Consider the following 17,365-nt stretch of genomic DNA (forward strand, 5'->3'; position numbering starts at 1 on the left):
GGGCTCCCCCCAAGGGAGTCCGGCGTCGCCGTTGAGCGTGGTGTACTAATCCCGCTTGAATTCGTCCTTGACGTCTTCGCCAACCTTCTTGGCGTCGGCCACCACCTGGTCCTTCTGGCCTTCTGCCTTCAGGCGGTCATTGTCCGTCGCGTTGCCGGCGGCTTCCTTCGCCTTGCCGCCGAAGTCCTCTGCAGCGTTCTGGATCTTGTCTCCGATACCCATGGTGGGAACCACCTTCCGTTGCCGGTTGATCTGACAAAGCCATTTCAGCCTAACACGAAGCATGCTTACTATTTCAAGCCCCGGTCCAACGTTTTCTGTGGCGCCCAGAATGTCGGTGCCGCGGTTAGGCTCGAAGGATGGATCACAGCATCAGCCTGAGTCAGCACGTCAACGCCAGTCCGGAGAAGGTGTGGCAGGTGATTTCGGATGTTCCGGGGTCCGCCGCCACGCTGTCCGGGGTCGAGTCCATCCAGATGGTCAGCGAGGGGCCGTACGGCGAAGGGACCCGCTGGAAGGAGACGCGGTCCATGATGGGCCGGCGCGAAACCGTGGAAATGTGGGTGTCCCAGGCGGATGCGCCGCACAGCACTACGGTCAAAGCGTTGCAGGGGGGAGCCGACTACACGTCCCGCTTCACGCTGGAAGAGAGCTGCGGCGGGACTGACCTGACCATGACCTTCGGCGCGGAGGTCCTCAGGCCCACCGTATTCAGCCGGCTGATGCTCGCACTGTTTGGACGGATGGGCATGAAGCTGACGCGCAAGGCGCTGGCGAAGGATCTGGCCGAGATCGCGGCGAAAGCGGAGCGGCTCTAGTGGCGGGAAGGTCTGCGGGCAAACCCCGGCAGGGTGCGGCATTGAAGGTTACCCCGCCGAGGCTGGCGCCGGTCACCCTGGACGGGCTCAGGGATGACGACGCGCCGGACTTCAGGCGTGCCGACCGGTACGACGGCGTGCGGTACAGCCGCGCTGCCGCCGACGGGCTGGAGCTCAGCGGCATCACCTTCGCCGAATGTGAATTCGCCGGCGTCTCCTTCAATGAAGCCCAGTTGCGGGGCGCCACCTTCCGGGACTGCGTTGTCGAGGAGGCCTTTGCCCCTGTCCTCAACGCCGCCCGGTCCACGATGCACGACGTCGTCTTCAGCAACCCCAGGTGGGGGTCGGCGGAGCTGTACGAGGGCGGCTGGCAGTCGGTGCGGATCGATGGCGGCAAAATCGACTACCTGAACCTGCGGGGATCGCGTCTGGCGGACGTGCAGATCAGTGACTGCATCATCAGCGAACTGGACCTCGGCTCCGCCACCGCCGCCCGGGTGGCGCTGAAAAACTGCACCATCGGAAGCCTGGACCTCACCGGCGCCAAGCTGAAGGACTTCGACCTGCGCGGCACCGACTTCCGGAGCATCAGCGGCCTGGGCAGTCTTGCCGGCGTCGTGATCGACGAATACCAGCTAGGGCTCCTGGCCCCGCTGCTGGCGGCGCATTTGGGCGTCGTGGTGGCCTGACGGGCCTAAGCCGATGAGGAACCCCTGCTCCGGGGCTGAGGAGTTTTTGTCCACTTGTCACGACTTCGGGGCATGTTAACCCGCGACAGCTGGACAAAAACTCCCAGGGAGGGGCGGGCAGGCGTCCCCGCCGACAAGAAGCGGCCCCCGGCTGCGGGATACGATGGCCCCAGTGCCCAGCAGCGGGCCCCACAAGGGAGGTGGTCGCCGGTTGTTCCTCGGACTCGACATAGGAACCGGCAGCAGCAAGGCCGTGCTGGCCACGTCCGACGGCACGATCCTCGACTCCGCCACCGTGCACCACGCTGCCTCCCTGCCCCGGCCGGGCTGGGCGGAATTCGATGCGGAGAACACCTGGTGGGCAGAAGTCCGGCAGCTCTGCGAGCAACTGTTCACGAGCCAGGACCCGCGGCGCGTCGCAGGGGTGGCGGTCAGCGGCATGGGGCCGTGCCTGGTTGTCACGGACGCCAACCAGGTGCCCCTGCGGCCGGCCATCCTCTACGGCGTGGACACCCGGGCTGCAAGGGAAATTGACGAACTCAACGATGAATTCGGCACAGAGCAGATCGAAGCTGACGGCGGAAAGGCCCTGTCGTCGCAGTCGGTGGGGCCAAAGCTGCGCTGGATAGCCAGGAACGAGCCGCGGACCTTCGCTGCCGCACGGTACTGGTACTCCTGCAGTTCGTTCCTGGTGCAAAAACTCACCGGCGAATACGTGATGGATCACCCCACAGCAGGCCAGTGCGATCCCCTGTATGACATCCACAAGCTGGAGTGGATCGGGGACCGGGCTGCCGCCGTGGCCGGCCACCTGCCCCTGCCCCGGCTGCTGTGGCCCGCTGAAATAGCCGGCCACGTCACCCCGGAAGCCTCCGCGCTGACGGGCATTCCGGCTGGGACGCCAGTCTGCGCAGGAACAGTGGATGCATGGGTGGAGGCGCACAGCGTTGGAGTCCGCCGTCCCGGGGACACCATGCTGATGTATGGCTCCACCATGTTTTTTGTGCAACGGCTCAGGGCGTTCAGAAGCCACCCGCGGCTGTGGGCGGTTCCGGGTGTCGAGCCGCGCTCGATGACCCTGTCCGGCGGGATGGCCACCTCGGGCAGCCTCCTGACCTGGATGCAGCAGATCATGGGCGGAGCGCCGATGGCCGACCTCCTCGCCGAAGCCGCCCAGGTGCCCGCCGGTGCCGAGGGCTTGCTGGTGCTCCCATACTTCGCCGGCGAACGGACACCCATCCTCGACCCCGCGGCCCGGGGAATGATCACGGGCCTGACGCTAAGGCATGGGCGCGGCCACCTCCTCCGCGCGGCGCTCGAGGGCATCTGCCTGGGCCTGAGGCAGACGCTGGACCTGGTGGAGGAAGCGGGGGAGCCCGTTTCCCGCCTGTTGGCCGTGGGCGGCGGTCTCCAGGCGCGGCTGTGGTCCCAGATCGCTAGCGACATCACGGGCAGGACGCAGATTGTTCCCCGGGTGACCATCGGGGCCAGCTATGGGGACGCCCTGCTGGCTGCCGTCGGCACCGGGGCGGTGGCGCCGGAGACTGACTGGATGCAGGCGGCTGGGCGCGTTGAGCCCAGGCCGGAAAGCTCGGGTGTCTATCAGGAGATGTACGCAACCTTCTGCGGCCTCTACCCCAGCAACCGTGAGCACATGCACGCGCTGGCGGGCATGCAGGAACGAGCGGCCGGTTCCGCGCGGGACTGAACCGTGCAGGCGGAGCGGGTGTCGCGGGCCTGCCGGGTCATGGGCGTGGGCTAGGCCGCCAGGTAGTCGAGGACTGCCCTGGCAGTGACAGCGTCAGTGACCAGTTTCTGCAAGTATCCGCCCCTGGCCGCGCCCACTATGCTGCTGGCCTTTTCGGTACCCACTGCAACACCGACGGTATGCGGAATGGCATGCAGAATCTCCGCTGAAGTGGCGACCACACGGTCGCTGCCGGGAAACTCAACACGGGCCCCGCGAGCGTCGAAGAAGTTCAGGCAGATGTCGCCCACGGCGCGCGCCAGGGAGTCATCGTCCTTGGGAATGAAGCGCGAAATGGAGCTCCGGGTGGTGGGCGGCGCGCCAACGCCCAGGAGCGCGCCCTTGGCGGACTCCCAGAGCCGCTGGATCCGCCGGAAGTCCGGGTCCTGCTGCAGGAATTGATGCATCTCGGGGGAGGGCAGCGCCTGCGTCCAGAGAAATGCGGGGTGTGCGCCGGTGTGCTCTGCCATGGCGCGGGCAATTTCGTTGGTCTGGTACCACGGCTCCGGCTCGGTCTGGCCGCCGACGCTGGGGGCAACCAGTACGCCGGGAAGTCTCGGCAGCACGGCCTGGCTGAGCTCATATATGGTCCTGCCGGAAGAGGCCAGCAGAACATCGCCGGGGGCCAGTGCCATGTCCATGACGGCCTCGGAGACCTGGGGGAGCAGCCCCACCCGAAGCCGGCGTGACTGGTCGCCGTCGGCCAGGTAGACCTTCTGGAGTGACAGGGCTTCGGCAAGCTCGGCGCCCAGGGAGCCGGAGGCGTGCCGGGACGGATTTACCACCTCGATTTTGACCAGGCCGATCCGCCGCGCCTCGGCGAGGAGGCGGCTGACGGTGGGCCGGGACACGTCCAGCGCCTCGGAGATCTTGACCTGGTTGGCATCCTCCAGGTAATACATCCTGGCCGCCTGGTACAGCGTCTCCAGCGGAAATTTGCTGCTGGTGCCAGCCGGGTCGTCAGTGGCGTCCCGCATGGATCCGTCCCCTTCATCGCGTGTCAGATGCCTTCATCATAGCGGACCCTTGAACAAAATTTCACGCCAAAATCATCTTAGAAATTTTGTTCTTGACATTTGTTCACAAGGATCCCAGACTGGATTCATTGACGCAGATCACACGTTCCAAGGAGGGAACCATGTCAACCACATACGAAGAGCAGGCTGCAACCGAGGCCCTGGTGCCGGCTGTCATGCAGGCAGTCATTTGCCACGGGCCGGAGAACTACACGCTCGAAGAGGTGGCAACTCCGGTCCCCACTGAGGATGAGTTGCTCATGAAGGTTGAGGCTGTGGGCGTATGTGCCAGCGACCTCAAGTGCTACCACGGGGCCGCCAAGTTCTGGGGCGACGAGAACCGTCCCGCCTGGGCGCAGAAGGAGGTCACCCCCGGGCACGAGTTTGTCGGAACTATCGTGCGCGGCGGAACGGCTGCCCTGGCCCATCACGGACTGGAACTTGGCGACCGCGTTGCCTGCGAGCAGATCGTGCCCTGCGAAGAGTGCCGGTACTGCCAGCGCGGCCAGTACTGGATGTGCGGTCCGCACGACATGTTCGGCTTCCGCAACTACAACGGCGCCATGGCCGATTACCTGGTGGTACCCATCAACGCCCGGGCGCACAAGGTGTCCAAGGAACTGGCGCCCCAGCATGCCGCGTTTGCCGAACCGCTGTCCTGCTCCCTGCATGCGGTGGAGCGGGCCAACATCCAGTTCAACGACGTCGTGGTGATCGCCGGCTGCGGTCCGATCGGGCTCGGCATGATCGCCGGTGCCAAGGCCAAGAGCCCGCTCAAGGTCGTCGCCCTGGACATGTCGGACGACAAGCTGGCCCTCGCCCGGAAATGCGGAGCCGACGTCGTCATCAACGTCGGGCGCGAGGACGCTGTCCAGCTGGTCAAGGACATGACGGACGGCTACGGCGCCGACGTCTACATCGAGGGTACAGGGCATCCCTCGGCCGTGGGCCAGGGGCTGAACCTGTTGCGCAAACTGGGTACGTACGTCGAGTACTCGGTCTTCGGCTCGGACGTCTCCGTGGACTGGTCCATCATCAGCGACGACAAGGAACTCGACGTTCGCGGCGCGCATCTGGGCCCCCACTGCTGGCCCGCCGCCATCAAGATGATCGAATCCGGCATCCTGCCCATGGACGAGATCTGCACGAACCAGTTCCCGCTGGACAGGTTCCAGGACGCCCTGGACCTTGTGGGTGACACCGCCGGCGCCTCCGTCAAGGTCTCGATCCTGCCCGGCGCGGCCCGCTAGGCACCCTTGCCCGGACGGGCACGCTGGCTACAGCGTCCCGCCGGGGCTCCGGCCCCGGCCGGGCCCCGAAAAACCCATCCATCCCAAAACAAAGGCGTTTTCCCATGACCACAATTGCAACGCCCGCTGCCGATTCGCGGGAACGGCTGCTCGACCGGCTCGGCATTCCGCATCCGCTGCGATGGGGCTTCCTCGGCGTCCTGGTCTTCATGACCGGCAACGGCGTCGAATCAAACTTCATCGCCCCGCACATGGCAGCGGCGCTTGGTGGCCAGGCGATGCTGGTCCCCACCATCATCACCATGTACGGCGTCGCGGTGACGGTCGCCTCCTACCTCTCCGGCGCGCTTTCGGACCTTGTGGGGCCCCGCCGCGTCATGGCGCTCGGCTTCGCGGCGTGGGTCACGTTCGAGATCCTGTTCCTGGTCAGCCTGAATGCCGGATTCACCCCCGGAATCATGGCCAGCTACTTCCTACGCGGCCTCGGCTATCCGCTGTTCGCCTTCGCGTTCCTGGTCTGGATCAACACCGTGGCCCCGCGGAAGAGCAACGGAACGGCCGTGGGCTGGTTCTACGTCATGTTCACCGGCGGCCTGCCCACGTTCGGCTCCCTGTTTGCCCTGACCTTCATCCCGCTGTTTGGCGGCGGCCACAGCGGCGAGTCCCTGACGATGGCCGCCTCGATCGGCCTGGTCACCGCCGGTTTCCTGATCGCCCGGCTGGGCGTCAGGGAAGAGCGGGGCGGCCGGCGGCTGGCCCCCGAGGGGGAGTCGGCGGCGGCAGTCCTGACAGGCGGCGTCCGGCTCCTGGCGCGTGAACCGCGGATCCTCACCGGCTTCATCGTCCGCCTCATCAACACCGCGCCGCAGTACGGCATGTTCGTGATCCTGCCCGGCGTGATCAGCGGCGAACTCGGCTGGTCCCAGACGCAGTGGCTGATGATGACGGTCATCGTGTACGCATCCAACATCTCCTTCAACGCCGTCTTCGGCGCCATCGGCGACAGGTGGGGATGGCAGCGTACTGTCCGCTGGTTCGGCGTCGTCGGCTCGGCCGCCGGCCTCCTCGCCTGGTGGTACGTTCCGCACCTGGTTGCCCCTGGATCCGACTGGGGCTACTGGCTGTCCGTCCTGGCCGGCGTCGTGTTTGGAATCCTGCTGGCAGGCTTCGTCCCGATGGGCGCGATCATGCCCGCACTGACGCCCGACCACAAGGGCGCGGCCATGGCGATGTACACCACCGCTGCGGGCGGAGCGGCGTTCCTCGGCGCAGCGGTCGTTGCGGCTGTCCTGCCCTGGGGCGGAAACACCGGCGTGGTCTGGGCGTTTGTGGCGCTTTACGGCGTCGCCTTCATCCTCACCACCTTCCTCAAAGTGCCGGAGGACAACGCCGGCACGCGCCACCACTAAGACCCCGATACCAAGATTTTGGAGTAATCACCCATGACCAGGATTTTCAACGATCCCGCCGAATTCGCCGAAGACCAGTTCGCCGGCTTCCTTGACCTCTACGCAGATCGCCTCCGCGGCGTACCGGGCGGGGCCGTGGCGCTGCGCACCGGCGAACCGCAGGTGGCCGTCGTCGTCGGCGGAGGCTCGGGGCACTATCCCGCCTTTGCCGGCCTGGTCGGCAGCGGATTTGCCACGGGTGCCGTCGTGGGAAATGTGTTTACGTCGCCGTCGGCGGCGCAGGTGTACTCGGTTGCGAAGGCTGCCCACCAAGGCCGGGGCGTGGTCCTGACGTTCGGTAACTACGCCGGCGACAACATGAACTTCGGCATCGCCGCGGAGCGCCTGCGCAAGGAGGGCATCGATACCCGGGTCGTGGTGGTCACGGATGACGTCGCCTCCGCCGCCGAAGAGGACAAGCGCCGGGGTATTGCGGGCGACTTCTCCGTCTTCAAGGTGCTCGGCGCCGCTGCGGCGGCCGGTCTGGATGTCGACGGCGTTGAGCGGGCCGGGCGTGCCGCCAACGCCGCCACCCGGACCATCGGTGTCGCTTTCTCCGGCTGCACCATGCCGGGGGCCGGGCGGCCGCTGTTCACGGTGCCGCACGGGCAGTTGGGCCTGGGGCTGGGCATCCATGGCGAGCCGGGTATCCGCGACCAGGCCATGCCCCCGGCCGCAGAGCTGGCACAGCTGCTGGTCGCGTCCCTGCTGGAAGCCGCGCCGCAGGGCGCGGGAAGGTGCGTGGCACCCATCCTGAACGGACTCGGCACCACCAAGTACGAAGAGCTCTTCCTCCTCTGGGGCACGGTGGCGCGGCTGCTGCGGGAGGCGGGACTGAAAGTGGTGGACGCCGAAGTCGGCGAACTCGTCACGAGCCTGGACATGGGCGGCGTGTCGCTGACGCTGATGTGGCTCGATGATGAGCTCGAAACATTCTGGACAGCTGACGCCTACACCCCGGCATTCCGCAAGCAGCGGGCTCCCATCGCGGCCGCCGCCGGCTACGTGCAGGACGCCGATGGCGGGGTCCGGGAAACCCGGGCCATCCCGGAAGCGAGCCCGGCCGCCGTCGTTCTTGCCGGGACGGCACTCAGTGCCCTTGAAAGCATGGCCGCCAGCCTCCACGCGAACGAGGCGCGGCTGGGCGAGATCGACGCTGTGGCGGGCGACGGCGACCACGGCCGCGGCATGGTCAAGGGGATTGACGCCGCTCTCGCGGCTGCCAGGACGGCATACGACGGCGGGGCTGGCGCGGCTTACGTGCTGCAGTCGGCTGGCCAGAGCTGGGCGGAGCACGCCGGCGGCACCTCCGGAGTACTGTGGGGAGCTGCCCTCGAGGCTGCCGGTCTGTCACTCACGGACGGGAAGGCCGACTACACAGACGGCGACTTCGTGGCCGCGGTCCAGGCGTTTTCCGGCGCGATCCTGGACCTGGGGCGGGCCACGGTGGGGGACAAGACCCTCGTGGACGCGCTGCTGCCGTTCGCCGGCGAACTCGCCGACGGCGTCGAGCAGGGCCACCCTTTCGCTGACGCCTGGCGGGCCGCGGCCGGGGTGGCCGTGGAACAGGCCGAAGCGACGGCATCCCTGCGGCCCAGGCTGGGCCGCGCCCGCCCGCTGGCTGAAAAATCCATTGGCACCCCCGATGCGGGCGCCACCTCGTTCGGGCTGCTGGTCCGCGACCTGGCGGGCCTTCGCAGCGGGACGCTGGCCTCCTGAACTCTCTGACCAACCACCCCGAAAGGATTCCCACCATGACAGAAAAACTCAGAATCGTCGTCGGCTCCGATGACGCCGGCTTCGAATACAAGGAAGCCCTGAAAAACGACCTGGCCGCACACGGCCTGGTGGCCGACGTCGTCGATGTCGGCGTGGGTGCCGACGGCCACACCGCCTACCCGCATGTGGCAGTCGAGGCCGCCCGCATGGTGGCCAGCGGCGCAGCGGACCGGGCACTGTTGGTGTGCGGCACGGGCCTGGGCGTGGCGATTGCCGCCAACAAGGTCAAAGGTGTCCGCGCCGTGACGGCCCACGACTCCTTCTCCGTGGAGCGGGCGGTACTCAGCAACAACGCCCAGGTCCTGTGCATGGGCCAGCGCGTGATCGGCCTTGAACTGGCGCGCCGCCTGGTCAGGGAGTGGGTGGGCTACACCTTCGACGAAAGCAGCGCCTCGGCGGACAAGGTTGCCGCGATCTGCGGCTACGAGGACTGAGGCCCAGCGGAACCGTCTTCCAGAAGAGTCGCCTGAAGGAGCCCGACGGCTGAGGAGTTTTTGTCCACGTGTCACGACTTCGAGGCATGTTAACCCGCGACAGCTGGACAAAAACTCCGGTCCCGTTGACCGGTTGCCCGCACCGTGTAATCTTTATAGAACGAACGGTCGGTAATTTATTCAGCTTCCGGCCCAGCTTCTGCGAAAAGGATGTTCTCATGGTCGAGGCTTTTCTGGTCGGCGGTGCCCGCACCCCGGTAGGACGATACGGCGGAGCGCTCTCGGCGGTCCGGCCCGATGATCTGGCCGCTCTGGTGGTCCGCGAGGCCGTGGCCCGGGCTGGCGTGGATCCGGACGCGATCGACGAGGTCATCCTGGGCAACGCCAACGGCGCAGGCGAGGAGAACCGGAACGTGGCGCGCATGGCCACTATCCTCGCCGGCCTTCCGCTGCACATCCCGGGCATCACCGTGAACCGGCTCTGCTCGTCCGGCCTTAGCGCCATCATCATGGCCAGCCAGATGATCAAGTCCGGGGCTGCGGACATCGTGGTGGCCGGCGGCGTGGAGTCCATGAGCCGCGCGCCCTGGGTTCAGGAGAAGCCGCAGACCGCCTTCGCGAAGCCCGGCGACATCTTCGACACCTCCATCGGCTGGCGGTTCGTGAACCCGCTGTTCACGAAGGGCGAGCTGTCGCGGGACGGCAAAATGACGTTCTCCATGCCGGAAACCGCCGAGGAAGTGGGCCGCGTGGACAATATTTCCCGCGAGGACGCCGACGCCTTCGCCGTCCGTTCCCACGAAAGGGCACTGGCGGCCATCGAGGAGGGCCGCTTCAAGGACGAAATCGTCCCGGTGACGGTCAAGACCCGCAAGGCCGAGACCGTGGTGGACACCGATGAGGGTCCGCGCGCGGGCACCTCCATGGACGTGCTGGCCGGCCTCCGCCCCGTGGTTCCGGGCGGCTCGGTGGTCACGGCCGGCAACTCGTCCTCCCTCAACGACGGCGCCTCCGCCATCATCGTGGCCTCCGAAGCCGCAGTCCAGCGGCTGGGCCTCACGCCCCGCGCACGCATCATCGACGGCGCGTCCGCCGGCTGTGAGCCGGAAATCATGGGCATCGGTCCGGTTCCGGCAACCCAGAAGGTGCTCAAACGGAGCGGGCTCAGCGTCGGTGACCTTGGCGCCGTCGAACTTAATGAAGCTTTCGCCACCCAGTCCCTTGCCAGCGTGCGGCGCCTTGGGCTGGACCCCGGCATTGTGAACAACGACGGCGGCGCGATCGCTTTGGGACACCCGCTGGGTTCCAGCGGCTCCAGGATTGCCATCACCCTGCTGGGCCGGATGGAGCGCGAAGACGCGCGGATCGGCCTGGCCACCATGTGCATCGGCGTGGGCCAGGGCACGGCCATGCTGCTGGAGCGCGTCTAGTGCCGGGCCAGGACAGCGCGAATGGCCACTTGAGCACGCACGAGTTCAGCACCCTCCTGGTCGAAGAGCGCGATGACCGGGTGGTGGTGCTCCTCAACCGCCCGGACGTCCGCAACGCGATCGACCAGCAGATGGTGGACGAGCTCCATGCGGTGTGCGCCGCGCTGGAAAAGGACCCCAAGGTCCTCATCATCGCCGGCACCGGCGGCGTTTTTGCGTCGGGCGCAGACATCGCGCAGTTGCGGGAGCGGCGCCGCGACGACGCGCTGCAGGGCATCAACTCCACCATCTTTGTGCGGATCGCCAAACTGCCCATGCCGGTGATCGCCGCGCTGGACGGCTACTGCCTGGGCGGCGGAGCCGAACTGGCCTACGCTGCCGACTTCCGGATCGGCACCCCCGCGGTGCGGATCGGCAACCCGGAAACAGGCCTCGGCATCCTGGCCGCTGCCGGTGCCAGCTGGCGGTTGAAGGAACTCGTGGGGGAGCCGGTGGCCAAGGAAATCCTGCTTGCCGGCCGGGTGCTGAAGGCTGACGAGGCCCTCGCCGTCAACCTGGTCACCGAACTCCACGAGCCGGCCGAGCTCATGGACGCGGCCCACCGGCTGGCTGACCGCATCGCCCGGCAGGACCCCCTGGCCGTCCGGATCACCAAATCGGTGTTCCACGCCCCGGCGGAGGCGCACCCGCTGATCGACCAGCTGGCCCAGGGAATCCTGTTCGAGTCGCAGGCCAAGTTCGACCGGATGCAGGCCTTCCTGGACAAGAAGAACCCAGCCAAAAAGAACACCACAGACGGGACCAAGTCATGACCGCCATTCCCCAGCACGTCGGAGTCCTCGGCGGCGGCCGGATGGGCGCAGGAATCGCCCATGCCTTCCTCATCAAAGGCGCCACCGTCGTGGTGGTGGAGCGCGACGGCGATGCTGCCGCCGGCGCCCGCACCCGCGTCGCCGATGCCGTCGCCAAGTCCGCTTCCCGCGGCGCCCTGGAAGGAACCCCGGAGGATGTTCTGGCGAGGTTCAGCACGTCCACCGACTATTCGGCCTTCGCTGGCTGCGGCCTGGTGGTGGAGGCCGTCCCGGAGGACTTCGAGCTGAAGGTCAGCGCCCTGAAAGCCGTGGAGGAACGGCTGGCGCCCGGGGCGTTCCTGGCCTCGAACACGTCGTCGCTCTCAGTGACCGATCTCGCCGCCCAGCTGCAGCGGCCGGCCAGCTTCGTGGGGCTGCACTTTTTCAATCCCGTGCCGGCCTCCACCCTGATCGAGGTGGTGGTGGCCAAGGAGACGTCATCCGAGCTGGCGGCCGCAGCGAAAGGCTGGACGGAAGCACTGGGCAAGACCGCCGTCGTCGTCAATGATGCCCCGGGATTCGCATCCTCCCGGCTGGGCGTGGCGATTGCGCTGGAGGCGATGCGAATGGTGGAGGAGGGCGTGGCCTCCGCGGAAGACATCGACGCCGCCATGGTGCTGGGCTACAAGCACCCCACCGGCCCGCTGAAGACCACTGACATCGTGGGCCTGGACGTCCGCCTGGGCATCGCCGAATACCTGCACTCGACGCTGGGGGAACGCTTCGCGCCGCCGCAGATCCTCAGGGACAAGGTGGCCCGCGGCGAACTGGGGCGCAAGACCGGCAAGGGGTTCTTCGACTGGGCGGAGTGACCCGCGGAATAACCCATGGGCGCCTAAAACAGGCCGCCTACAACGATCATGTAGCCGACGAAGAACAGCAGGCACAGCAGTACGACGATGCCGAGAGCCACCAGCACGGCCACCTGCGTTCCGCGTGGCGGTCCGCCCTCGTCGTGCCCTTGCGGACCGCCGGTGGAGCCTTCAGCAGGAGGTGTTTCCCCGGGCGGCACTCCGCCGCCCGGTTCCAGCCCGGTGAGGTGGTCTTCCAGGGGATCGGGGTTTTGGCTGCTCACGAAGTCCTCCTTTGCTGATGTGTGGACTGCTGCAGTTTTGCGGCAGGCCTACAGGGATTCGAGTTTCCGCCGGAGCCCGTTCAGGGCCGGGTCGCGGAGCTTCATGAACTGCGGAGTGAGGAACGGCTGCAGCAGCTTGTAGGGCCAGTTGATGCTGAACTGGGCCGTGTACAGCACCTCGGATCCGGAAGTGAGTGACCGCACGTCGATCGAGTCGAAGGCCACGAGATTCCGGTGTTCTCCCCGGAGCTTGATGTGGTTGTCGAACAGTTCGATGACCTCGTACTCGATGGGCTGGCGCTTGTCCCGGAACAGCGCCTCGGCATGGTATCGATGGCCGACGGCGACGGGTCCCTCGGTCACCTTCTCCATGACCGCTGTGCCCGGGTCCCACTCGCTGGTGTGTTCGAACGCGGAGAGGTAGGCGAACGCAGTCCGCGCCGGCAGGGACGAAGCGACAGTGCCCGAGACTGTGATCATGACACCAGCCTAGTCACGCGCGCCGCCTGGCACGCCGGGTTGGTCAGTCCCGCGCCGCCCCCAGTGCGGGCCGCGCCGCCCCCAGTGAGTCCCGCGCCGCCCCCAGTGAGGGCCGCGCCGACGGGGTCCGGGCGGGCCGCCCCGGGCCGTGCGGGAACTACCCGATCGCCGCCCGGATGGAGGCGGCGTAGCCCTTGGCGTAGCCGTCGGCCGTGGGGTGGAAGATATCGGCGGACGACGTGCCGCAGGTGGAAGAGGCGGTGCAGAGCGGCGGCAGCCCCACGATCCACGGCTGCGCCGATCCGACCCCGTGCCCGGCAAACGCGCCCGACACGTCCACATAGCTAACCTTCGATCGGCCGCCGTCGGCTGTGTGGGCGGCGTTGGCGATGACCGCGTTCAGTTGCTGCGTCAGCCCGTTCACCGGGCCGGCGGCCGGGCCAGCGCCGGGCTCGAACAGCAACGGGTACCCGGTCACGTAGATGTCAGCCCGCGGCGCCTTTGCCTTGACGTCGTTCAGCATGGCCAGAAGATCCTGGAAGAACGGGCTTGCCGCCGGATTGTTCAGGGCGGTCTGCAGGACGGCCGCCCGCTGGGACAGGGCGGCGGTGCATGCCGGACCGGAGTCCTGAGAACAGATCACCAGGGCCCCAATGGAGTCCAGGTCGTTGCCTCCGGCGGTGATGGTCACCAGGTCCACCTTCTTACTCAGCGAGGGAATCTGGTCCGCCCGCACGGTGCTTGTTGTGGCGCCGCTGCAGGCCTTGTTTCCGGACAGGCTGATCTTGCGCGCCGCGTCCAGCAGCGCCGGATAGCTGTGGCCGCTCCGCAGGCAGGCGTCCGCGTACGGTCCGGCGCCTTGGCCGGCGGCATAGGAATCGCCCAGCGCCACGTAGGTATCGAACCGGTCCGCGGATGCCGGCGCGGCGGTCAGGCCGGCCAGGACCAACGCCGCGAGGACCCCGGTGAGGCGGGCGAATCGCCGTGGCAAAGACTGTTTGGCTGTCATCTGAATCCCCATATTCGCTCAGGCCGTGGAGCGGCGCCCCCGTTGTCCAAGAGTACGCCCGCCGTCAACGCCCCGGCCCGGCAACCAGGCGTCCGGCAGCCCGCCATCTGCCGCAACTTGCACCGGACCCCGTGCGGCCGCCGGGGCAGGTGTGGTTAGCTGGCTCCGTGAACGCGAGGGGACAAATCGGCTGGGACGGGGCGGTGAACGCCTGGCTTGTGGCTGGCTCCGTCTACCGGATGGGGCGGCGGGAATGGCTCACGGAGGCAGGCTGGAAGGAGGCCTACCGCGACGGCATCCGCACGATCATTGACCTCCGCAACCCCGGCGAACGGCAGCGCCGGCCCAGCGATCCGGAAGTGGGCCAGGCGCTCGCCGCGTTCGACGTGGTCCTTGCCCCCACCGAGGACCCGGAAAATCCTGAGTTCAAGGCTCTGTGCGATCCCTACCTGAACGATCCCGCGCACTATGCCGCCAATGCCCGGCTCTTTCCGGAGCGTCTCGCCGCCGTCTTCAAGGCCGTGGCCGCCGCGCCGGGCGGCGTCGTGATCCACTGCTCGGCCGGCCGGGACCGCAGCGGCATGATCGCGGCCATGCTCCAGGACCTGGCCGGCGCTGGCGATGCCGAGATCGTGGCCAGCTACCAAGCCGCCATGCGCAGCATCAACGAGCGCCACCGGACCATGTGGCCGCCGCATCCGCATGAACGCTACCTCGACGAGGAGACCCTGGCCCCGCTTCTGGAAAACCGGGGCGCCCGGGTCCTGGACTTCGTGCGCGAGCTCAACACGCGCGAGTTCCTGCTGCGGAGCGGCGTCACGGAGCCGGAGCTGGAAGCAGTGCTCGCGGCCCTCGGCGCCAGGGTTGCCCTGTGACTTCTCCCGTATACGGCACCGCACTCCGGCGCGCACTTGCCCTCGCGGTGGCGGTGGCGCTGGGCGCCCCGCTTACCTCAGTGCCCGCTTACGCCGCCCTGGAAAGCACGACGACGGCGGTGGCCAGCGGCGCGGACACCTCGCCGGCGGTGCCGTCCCCGGCTGCGTCCCCGACAGACCCGGCTGCGTCGGGAGTTTCCGGTGAGGGTCTTGCCGAAGCCGTTCAGCGGGACCTGGGCATGACCCTGGCGGAATTCAACGCCGCAGCGGCGCGGGGGAAACGTGCGGCCGCTGCACCGAAAAGCGCTTTGCCGGATACCGCGGCCGCGAAAACCGCTTTGCCGAACACCGCTGCCCGGGAAACGACTGCCCAGGAAACGACTGCCCCGGAACCAGCTGCCGGGAACACCGCGACGGGGCAAACCGGGAAGGACCTCCGGGCCGCCAGCGTCCGGCAGCTCTACCAGGCGTACCTCCGAGAGGTCGGACCGGCGGGGCTCCAGGCCGTCGCCGAGGCGGATGGCAAGTTCATCATCCGCACGGGCGGGGTCAACGAGCCGCAGTCGGAGCCGCCGCCCGCAACAGAGGCGAACGGCACAGTAGCGAACGGCACAGTGGCGAACGGCACAGTAGCGAACCGCACCCAGGCGGACGGCGCCGAATCCACGGCCAGCCAGGCTCCGGCGTCGGCGGACCCAGCCAGCGGCGGGCGACTGTCGCCGTCGGAATTCGTGGAGCAGTATGCCAACGTAGTCCTCGAGTCCGGCGAACCGCTGGCCCCGGAGGAGGACTTCTTCGGCGGACAGGGGTACCGGATCGACGGCGGGGTGGTCTGTTCCGCGGGCTTCAGCGCCTTCAGCCCCGATGGCAAGCCTTTGGTCCTCACCGCCGGCCACTGTGCCGACGACGGCGCCGCGCGGCTCGCCGAGGTGACCCTTCCGGCCGGGGACCCAGCCGGAGGATTCGCGGCCGAAAATGCGGTCACCGGAGAACTCGGGACATTCGGTTTCAGCCAGTTCGGCGGTCCGGGGAACTCGAGGGTCACTGATCCGGAGAATCCCGGCACGCCGGGCAACGACATCGCGGTCATCGAGTCCATCCGGCCGGACCTCGACCCGCTCCCGGCCGCCACCACGTGGGAGGATGCTGCCCGCCTCGGAACCGGCTCCGTGAAGATCGTGGGCATGGCACCGCCGTTTGTGGGGCAGGCCGTTTGCCGTTCCGGGCGGACCGCGGGATGGTCATGCGGCACCGTGGACGAGGTGGGGATCTACATTGTGGGTGGAGGCTCGGGGGACCCGGCCGACGTGAGATCCTTCAGCGGATTCCTCTCCAGGTCCGTGCAATCCAGCGGCGGTGATTCCGGCGGGCCGTGGATCAGCGGAAACTACGCCGTAGGCACGCACTCCGCGGGAAACTCCAGCGACTCCGCAGAGAACTTCGCCGTGGCGGCCACGCTCCAGGATTCGATGGCCGTCCTCCCGGGCGTCCAGCTGAGGCTGTTCCTGAACAAGCCGGTCCTGGCCGGGTCCCTGCCGGCAGGGCCGATCGCCCCGGGTCAGCGGATCACCGGCCGGCTGGCCACGGCCCCGGCCACCGATGTGCCGGCGGGAACCCAGGTCCGGGTCACCTTCCCGGGCAGCGACCCGTTCGACGTGGACATCGACGCCGGGGGCAACTGGGCCTTCAGCGCGCCCGGCCCCGCTCCGGATTTCACCGCGCAGACGGTGAACGGCTTCAGCCGCTCCGGGCTGAGCACGTTCCGCACTGCGCCGGAGCCTGCGGCACAGACCCCGCCGCCGAAGCCGACAGCGCCAGAGGCGACTGCACCACCCGTTGCGTCCCCACCGGCGGCGGCCGCACAGGGCCCCGAACCGGCAGTGCTAGTGCCTGCGCCCCAGCCGACGGTTGTGGCCGTGCTCCCTGCTGGCGGCCCGACTGACCCTGTCCCGGACACCGCCGCAGCGGCTCCCGCACTGCTCGCGGACACGGGGGTGTCAGGCCTGACGCTCGCCGCAGCTATCGCAGGCGCGGCGCTGGTATTGGGTGGCCTGCTGCTGGCAGTGGTGCGGCGGCGCGGCAAGCGTTAGCCGATGGTGGCGGCTTCGTCCAGGGTGTGCGGCTCGAAGTGTTCCACAATGTCGCGGACCGACGCGAGGCCCTCGGTGTAAGTCGCCGATGAGCGCCAGTGTTCGATCTGCTCAAGGGACGCCCACGGCCCGGTACTGATGAACCGGTTGGGCACGTCGCGGTCACGCATCAGCAGGCCTCGCCCGCCCGGAAACTCCTTGTGCGTTCGATCGGCCATGTCCTTCCAGGCCTTCACAAAGTCATCCTCGTGGCCCGGTCTGATGAGCCAAATTCCCAACGTGTAAACCTGCACGTTGCATCACCTCCATTGGCGAAGTGCGGATACCTGATTATCTTCCGGCGCCGCGGCCCGCGGAAGACGCAAACAGAAGTG

The 17,365-nt window shown here is 67.8% G+C and carries 18 protein-coding genes; 12 read left to right on the forward strand and 6 right to left on the reverse strand.

Annotation, left to right across the window (positions count from 1 at the left end; all coding sequences use genetic code 11):
- Nucleotides 1-45: 45 nt before the first annotated feature.
- Nucleotides 46-222, reverse strand: a complete 177-nt coding sequence (locus ACFQ50_RS17135) for a CsbD family protein (protein ID WP_003797692.1) — start codon at nt 220-222, stop codon at nt 46-48.
- 137 nt (nt 223-359) lie between these two features.
- Between ACFQ50_RS17135 and ACFQ50_RS17140 the strand changes: the two genes are divergently transcribed.
- The 3 genes from ACFQ50_RS17140 to ACFQ50_RS17150 all read left to right on the forward strand — a co-directional run bounded on the left by ACFQ50_RS17140 (nt 360) and on the right by ACFQ50_RS17150 (nt 3,215).
- The gene (locus tag ACFQ50_RS17140) at nt 360-818 is read left to right on the forward strand and encodes an SRPBCC family protein (RefSeq protein ID WP_377996847.1); all 459 of its coding nucleotides are present in this window, start codon (nt 360-362) and stop codon (nt 816-818) included.
- Nucleotides 819-859: 41 nt separating this feature from the next.
- Entirely contained in the window at nt 860-1,507 is a 648-nt protein-coding gene (locus tag ACFQ50_RS17145) for a pentapeptide repeat-containing protein (protein WP_377996848.1), read from the forward strand.
- A gap of 172 nt (nt 1,508-1,679) precedes the next feature.
- On the forward strand, nt 1,680-3,215 hold the full coding sequence (locus ACFQ50_RS17150) for an FGGY-family carbohydrate kinase (RefSeq protein WP_377996849.1): 1,536 nt from the start codon (nt 1,680-1,682) through the stop codon (nt 3,213-3,215).
- Between the two features lie 50 nt (nt 3,216-3,265).
- Here ACFQ50_RS17150 and ACFQ50_RS17155 read toward each other — a convergent pair whose 3' ends face one another.
- Nucleotides 3,266-4,231: a sugar-binding transcriptional regulator gene (locus ACFQ50_RS17155; protein WP_377996850.1), complete on the reverse strand. Its 966-nt coding sequence runs from the start codon at nt 4,229-4,231 to the stop codon at nt 3,266-3,268.
- Nucleotides 4,232-4,392: 161 nt separating this feature from the next.
- Here ACFQ50_RS17155 and ACFQ50_RS17160 point away from each other — a divergent pair, with 161 nt between their 5' ends.
- The 7 genes from ACFQ50_RS17160 (at nt 4,393) to ACFQ50_RS17190 (ending at nt 12,274) form a co-directional block, all read left to right on the forward strand.
- Nucleotides 4,393-5,520 (forward strand): zinc-binding dehydrogenase, encoded by a 1,128-nt coding sequence (locus tag ACFQ50_RS17160; RefSeq protein ID WP_377996851.1) that lies wholly within the window; start codon nt 4,393-4,395, stop codon nt 5,518-5,520.
- A gap of 104 nt (nt 5,521-5,624) precedes the next feature.
- Complete coding sequence (locus ACFQ50_RS17165; RefSeq protein WP_377996852.1) at nt 5,625-6,929, forward strand: RbtT/DalT/CsbX family MFS transporter; 1,305 nt, start codon at nt 5,625-5,627, stop codon at nt 6,927-6,929.
- 33 nt (nt 6,930-6,962) lie between these two features.
- Complete coding sequence (locus ACFQ50_RS17170) at nt 6,963-8,687, forward strand: dihydroxyacetone kinase family protein (protein WP_377996853.1); 1,725 nt, start codon at nt 6,963-6,965, stop codon at nt 8,685-8,687.
- Between the two features lie 35 nt (nt 8,688-8,722).
- Nucleotides 8,723-9,181 carry a ribose-5-phosphate isomerase gene (locus tag ACFQ50_RS17175; RefSeq protein ID WP_377996854.1) on the forward strand — a complete coding sequence of 153 codons (459 nt, stop codon included), beginning with the start codon at nt 8,723-8,725 and terminating at the stop codon, nt 9,179-9,181.
- 218 nt (nt 9,182-9,399) lie between these two features.
- Nucleotides 9,400-10,611, forward strand: a complete 1,212-nt coding sequence (locus ACFQ50_RS17180; RefSeq protein ID WP_377996855.1) for a thiolase family protein — start codon at nt 9,400-9,402, stop codon at nt 10,609-10,611.
- A gap of 29 nt (nt 10,612-10,640) precedes the next feature.
- The gene (locus tag ACFQ50_RS17185; RefSeq protein WP_377996856.1) at nt 10,641-11,423 is read left to right on the forward strand and encodes an enoyl-CoA hydratase/isomerase family protein; all 783 of its coding nucleotides are present in this window, start codon (nt 10,641-10,643) and stop codon (nt 11,421-11,423) included.
- Nucleotides 11,420-12,274 carry a 3-hydroxyacyl-CoA dehydrogenase family protein gene (locus ACFQ50_RS17190; RefSeq protein WP_377996857.1) on the forward strand — a complete coding sequence of 285 codons (855 nt, stop codon included), beginning with the start codon at nt 11,420-11,422 and terminating at the stop codon, nt 12,272-12,274. Before ACFQ50_RS17185 ends, ACFQ50_RS17190 begins: the two co-directional genes overlap by 4 nt.
- A 23-nt stretch (nt 12,275-12,297) precedes the next feature.
- Here the strand turns inward: ACFQ50_RS17190 and ACFQ50_RS17195 are convergent, their stop codons facing one another.
- The 3 genes from ACFQ50_RS17195 to ACFQ50_RS17205 all read right to left on the reverse strand — a co-directional run bounded on the left by ACFQ50_RS17195 (nt 12,298) and on the right by ACFQ50_RS17205 (nt 14,026).
- Nucleotides 12,298-12,537 (reverse strand): DUF6480 family protein, encoded by a 240-nt coding sequence (locus ACFQ50_RS17195; RefSeq protein WP_377996858.1) that lies wholly within the window; start codon nt 12,535-12,537, stop codon nt 12,298-12,300.
- A gap of 48 nt (nt 12,538-12,585) precedes the next feature.
- Nucleotides 12,586-13,017, reverse strand: a complete 432-nt coding sequence (locus tag ACFQ50_RS17200) for an SRPBCC family protein (protein ID WP_377996859.1) — start codon at nt 13,015-13,017, stop codon at nt 12,586-12,588.
- 157 nt (nt 13,018-13,174) lie between these two features.
- Nucleotides 13,175-14,026 carry an SGNH/GDSL hydrolase family protein gene (locus ACFQ50_RS17205; RefSeq protein WP_377996860.1) on the reverse strand — a complete coding sequence of 284 codons (852 nt, stop codon included), beginning with the start codon at nt 14,024-14,026 and terminating at the stop codon, nt 13,175-13,177.
- Nucleotides 14,027-14,193: 167 nt separating this feature from the next.
- On the opposite strand from ACFQ50_RS17205, the gene ACFQ50_RS17210 reads away from it, so the two are divergent.
- A complete protein-coding gene (locus tag ACFQ50_RS17210) occupies nt 14,194-14,901 on the forward strand; it encodes a tyrosine-protein phosphatase (RefSeq protein ID WP_377996861.1) in 708 nt (235 codons plus the stop codon).
- Nucleotides 14,898-16,991 (forward strand): S1 family peptidase, encoded by a 2,094-nt coding sequence (locus ACFQ50_RS17215; protein ID WP_377996862.1) that lies wholly within the window; start codon nt 14,898-14,900, stop codon nt 16,989-16,991. The genes ACFQ50_RS17210 and ACFQ50_RS17215 overlap by 4 nt, the downstream gene beginning before the upstream one ends.
- On the opposite strand, the gene ACFQ50_RS17220 is transcribed toward ACFQ50_RS17215, so the two are convergent.
- A complete protein-coding gene (locus ACFQ50_RS17220) occupies nt 16,988-17,284 on the reverse strand; it encodes an antibiotic biosynthesis monooxygenase family protein (protein ID WP_377996863.1) in 297 nt (98 codons plus the stop codon). The genes ACFQ50_RS17215 and ACFQ50_RS17220 overlap by 4 nt on opposite strands.
- Nucleotides 17,285-17,365 lie beyond the last annotated feature (81 nt).

The organism is Arthrobacter sp. NPDC056493, from assembly GCF_042795115.1.
In the GTDB taxonomy this organism is placed as follows: Bacteria; Actinomycetota; Actinomycetes; order Actinomycetales; family Micrococcaceae; genus Arthrobacter.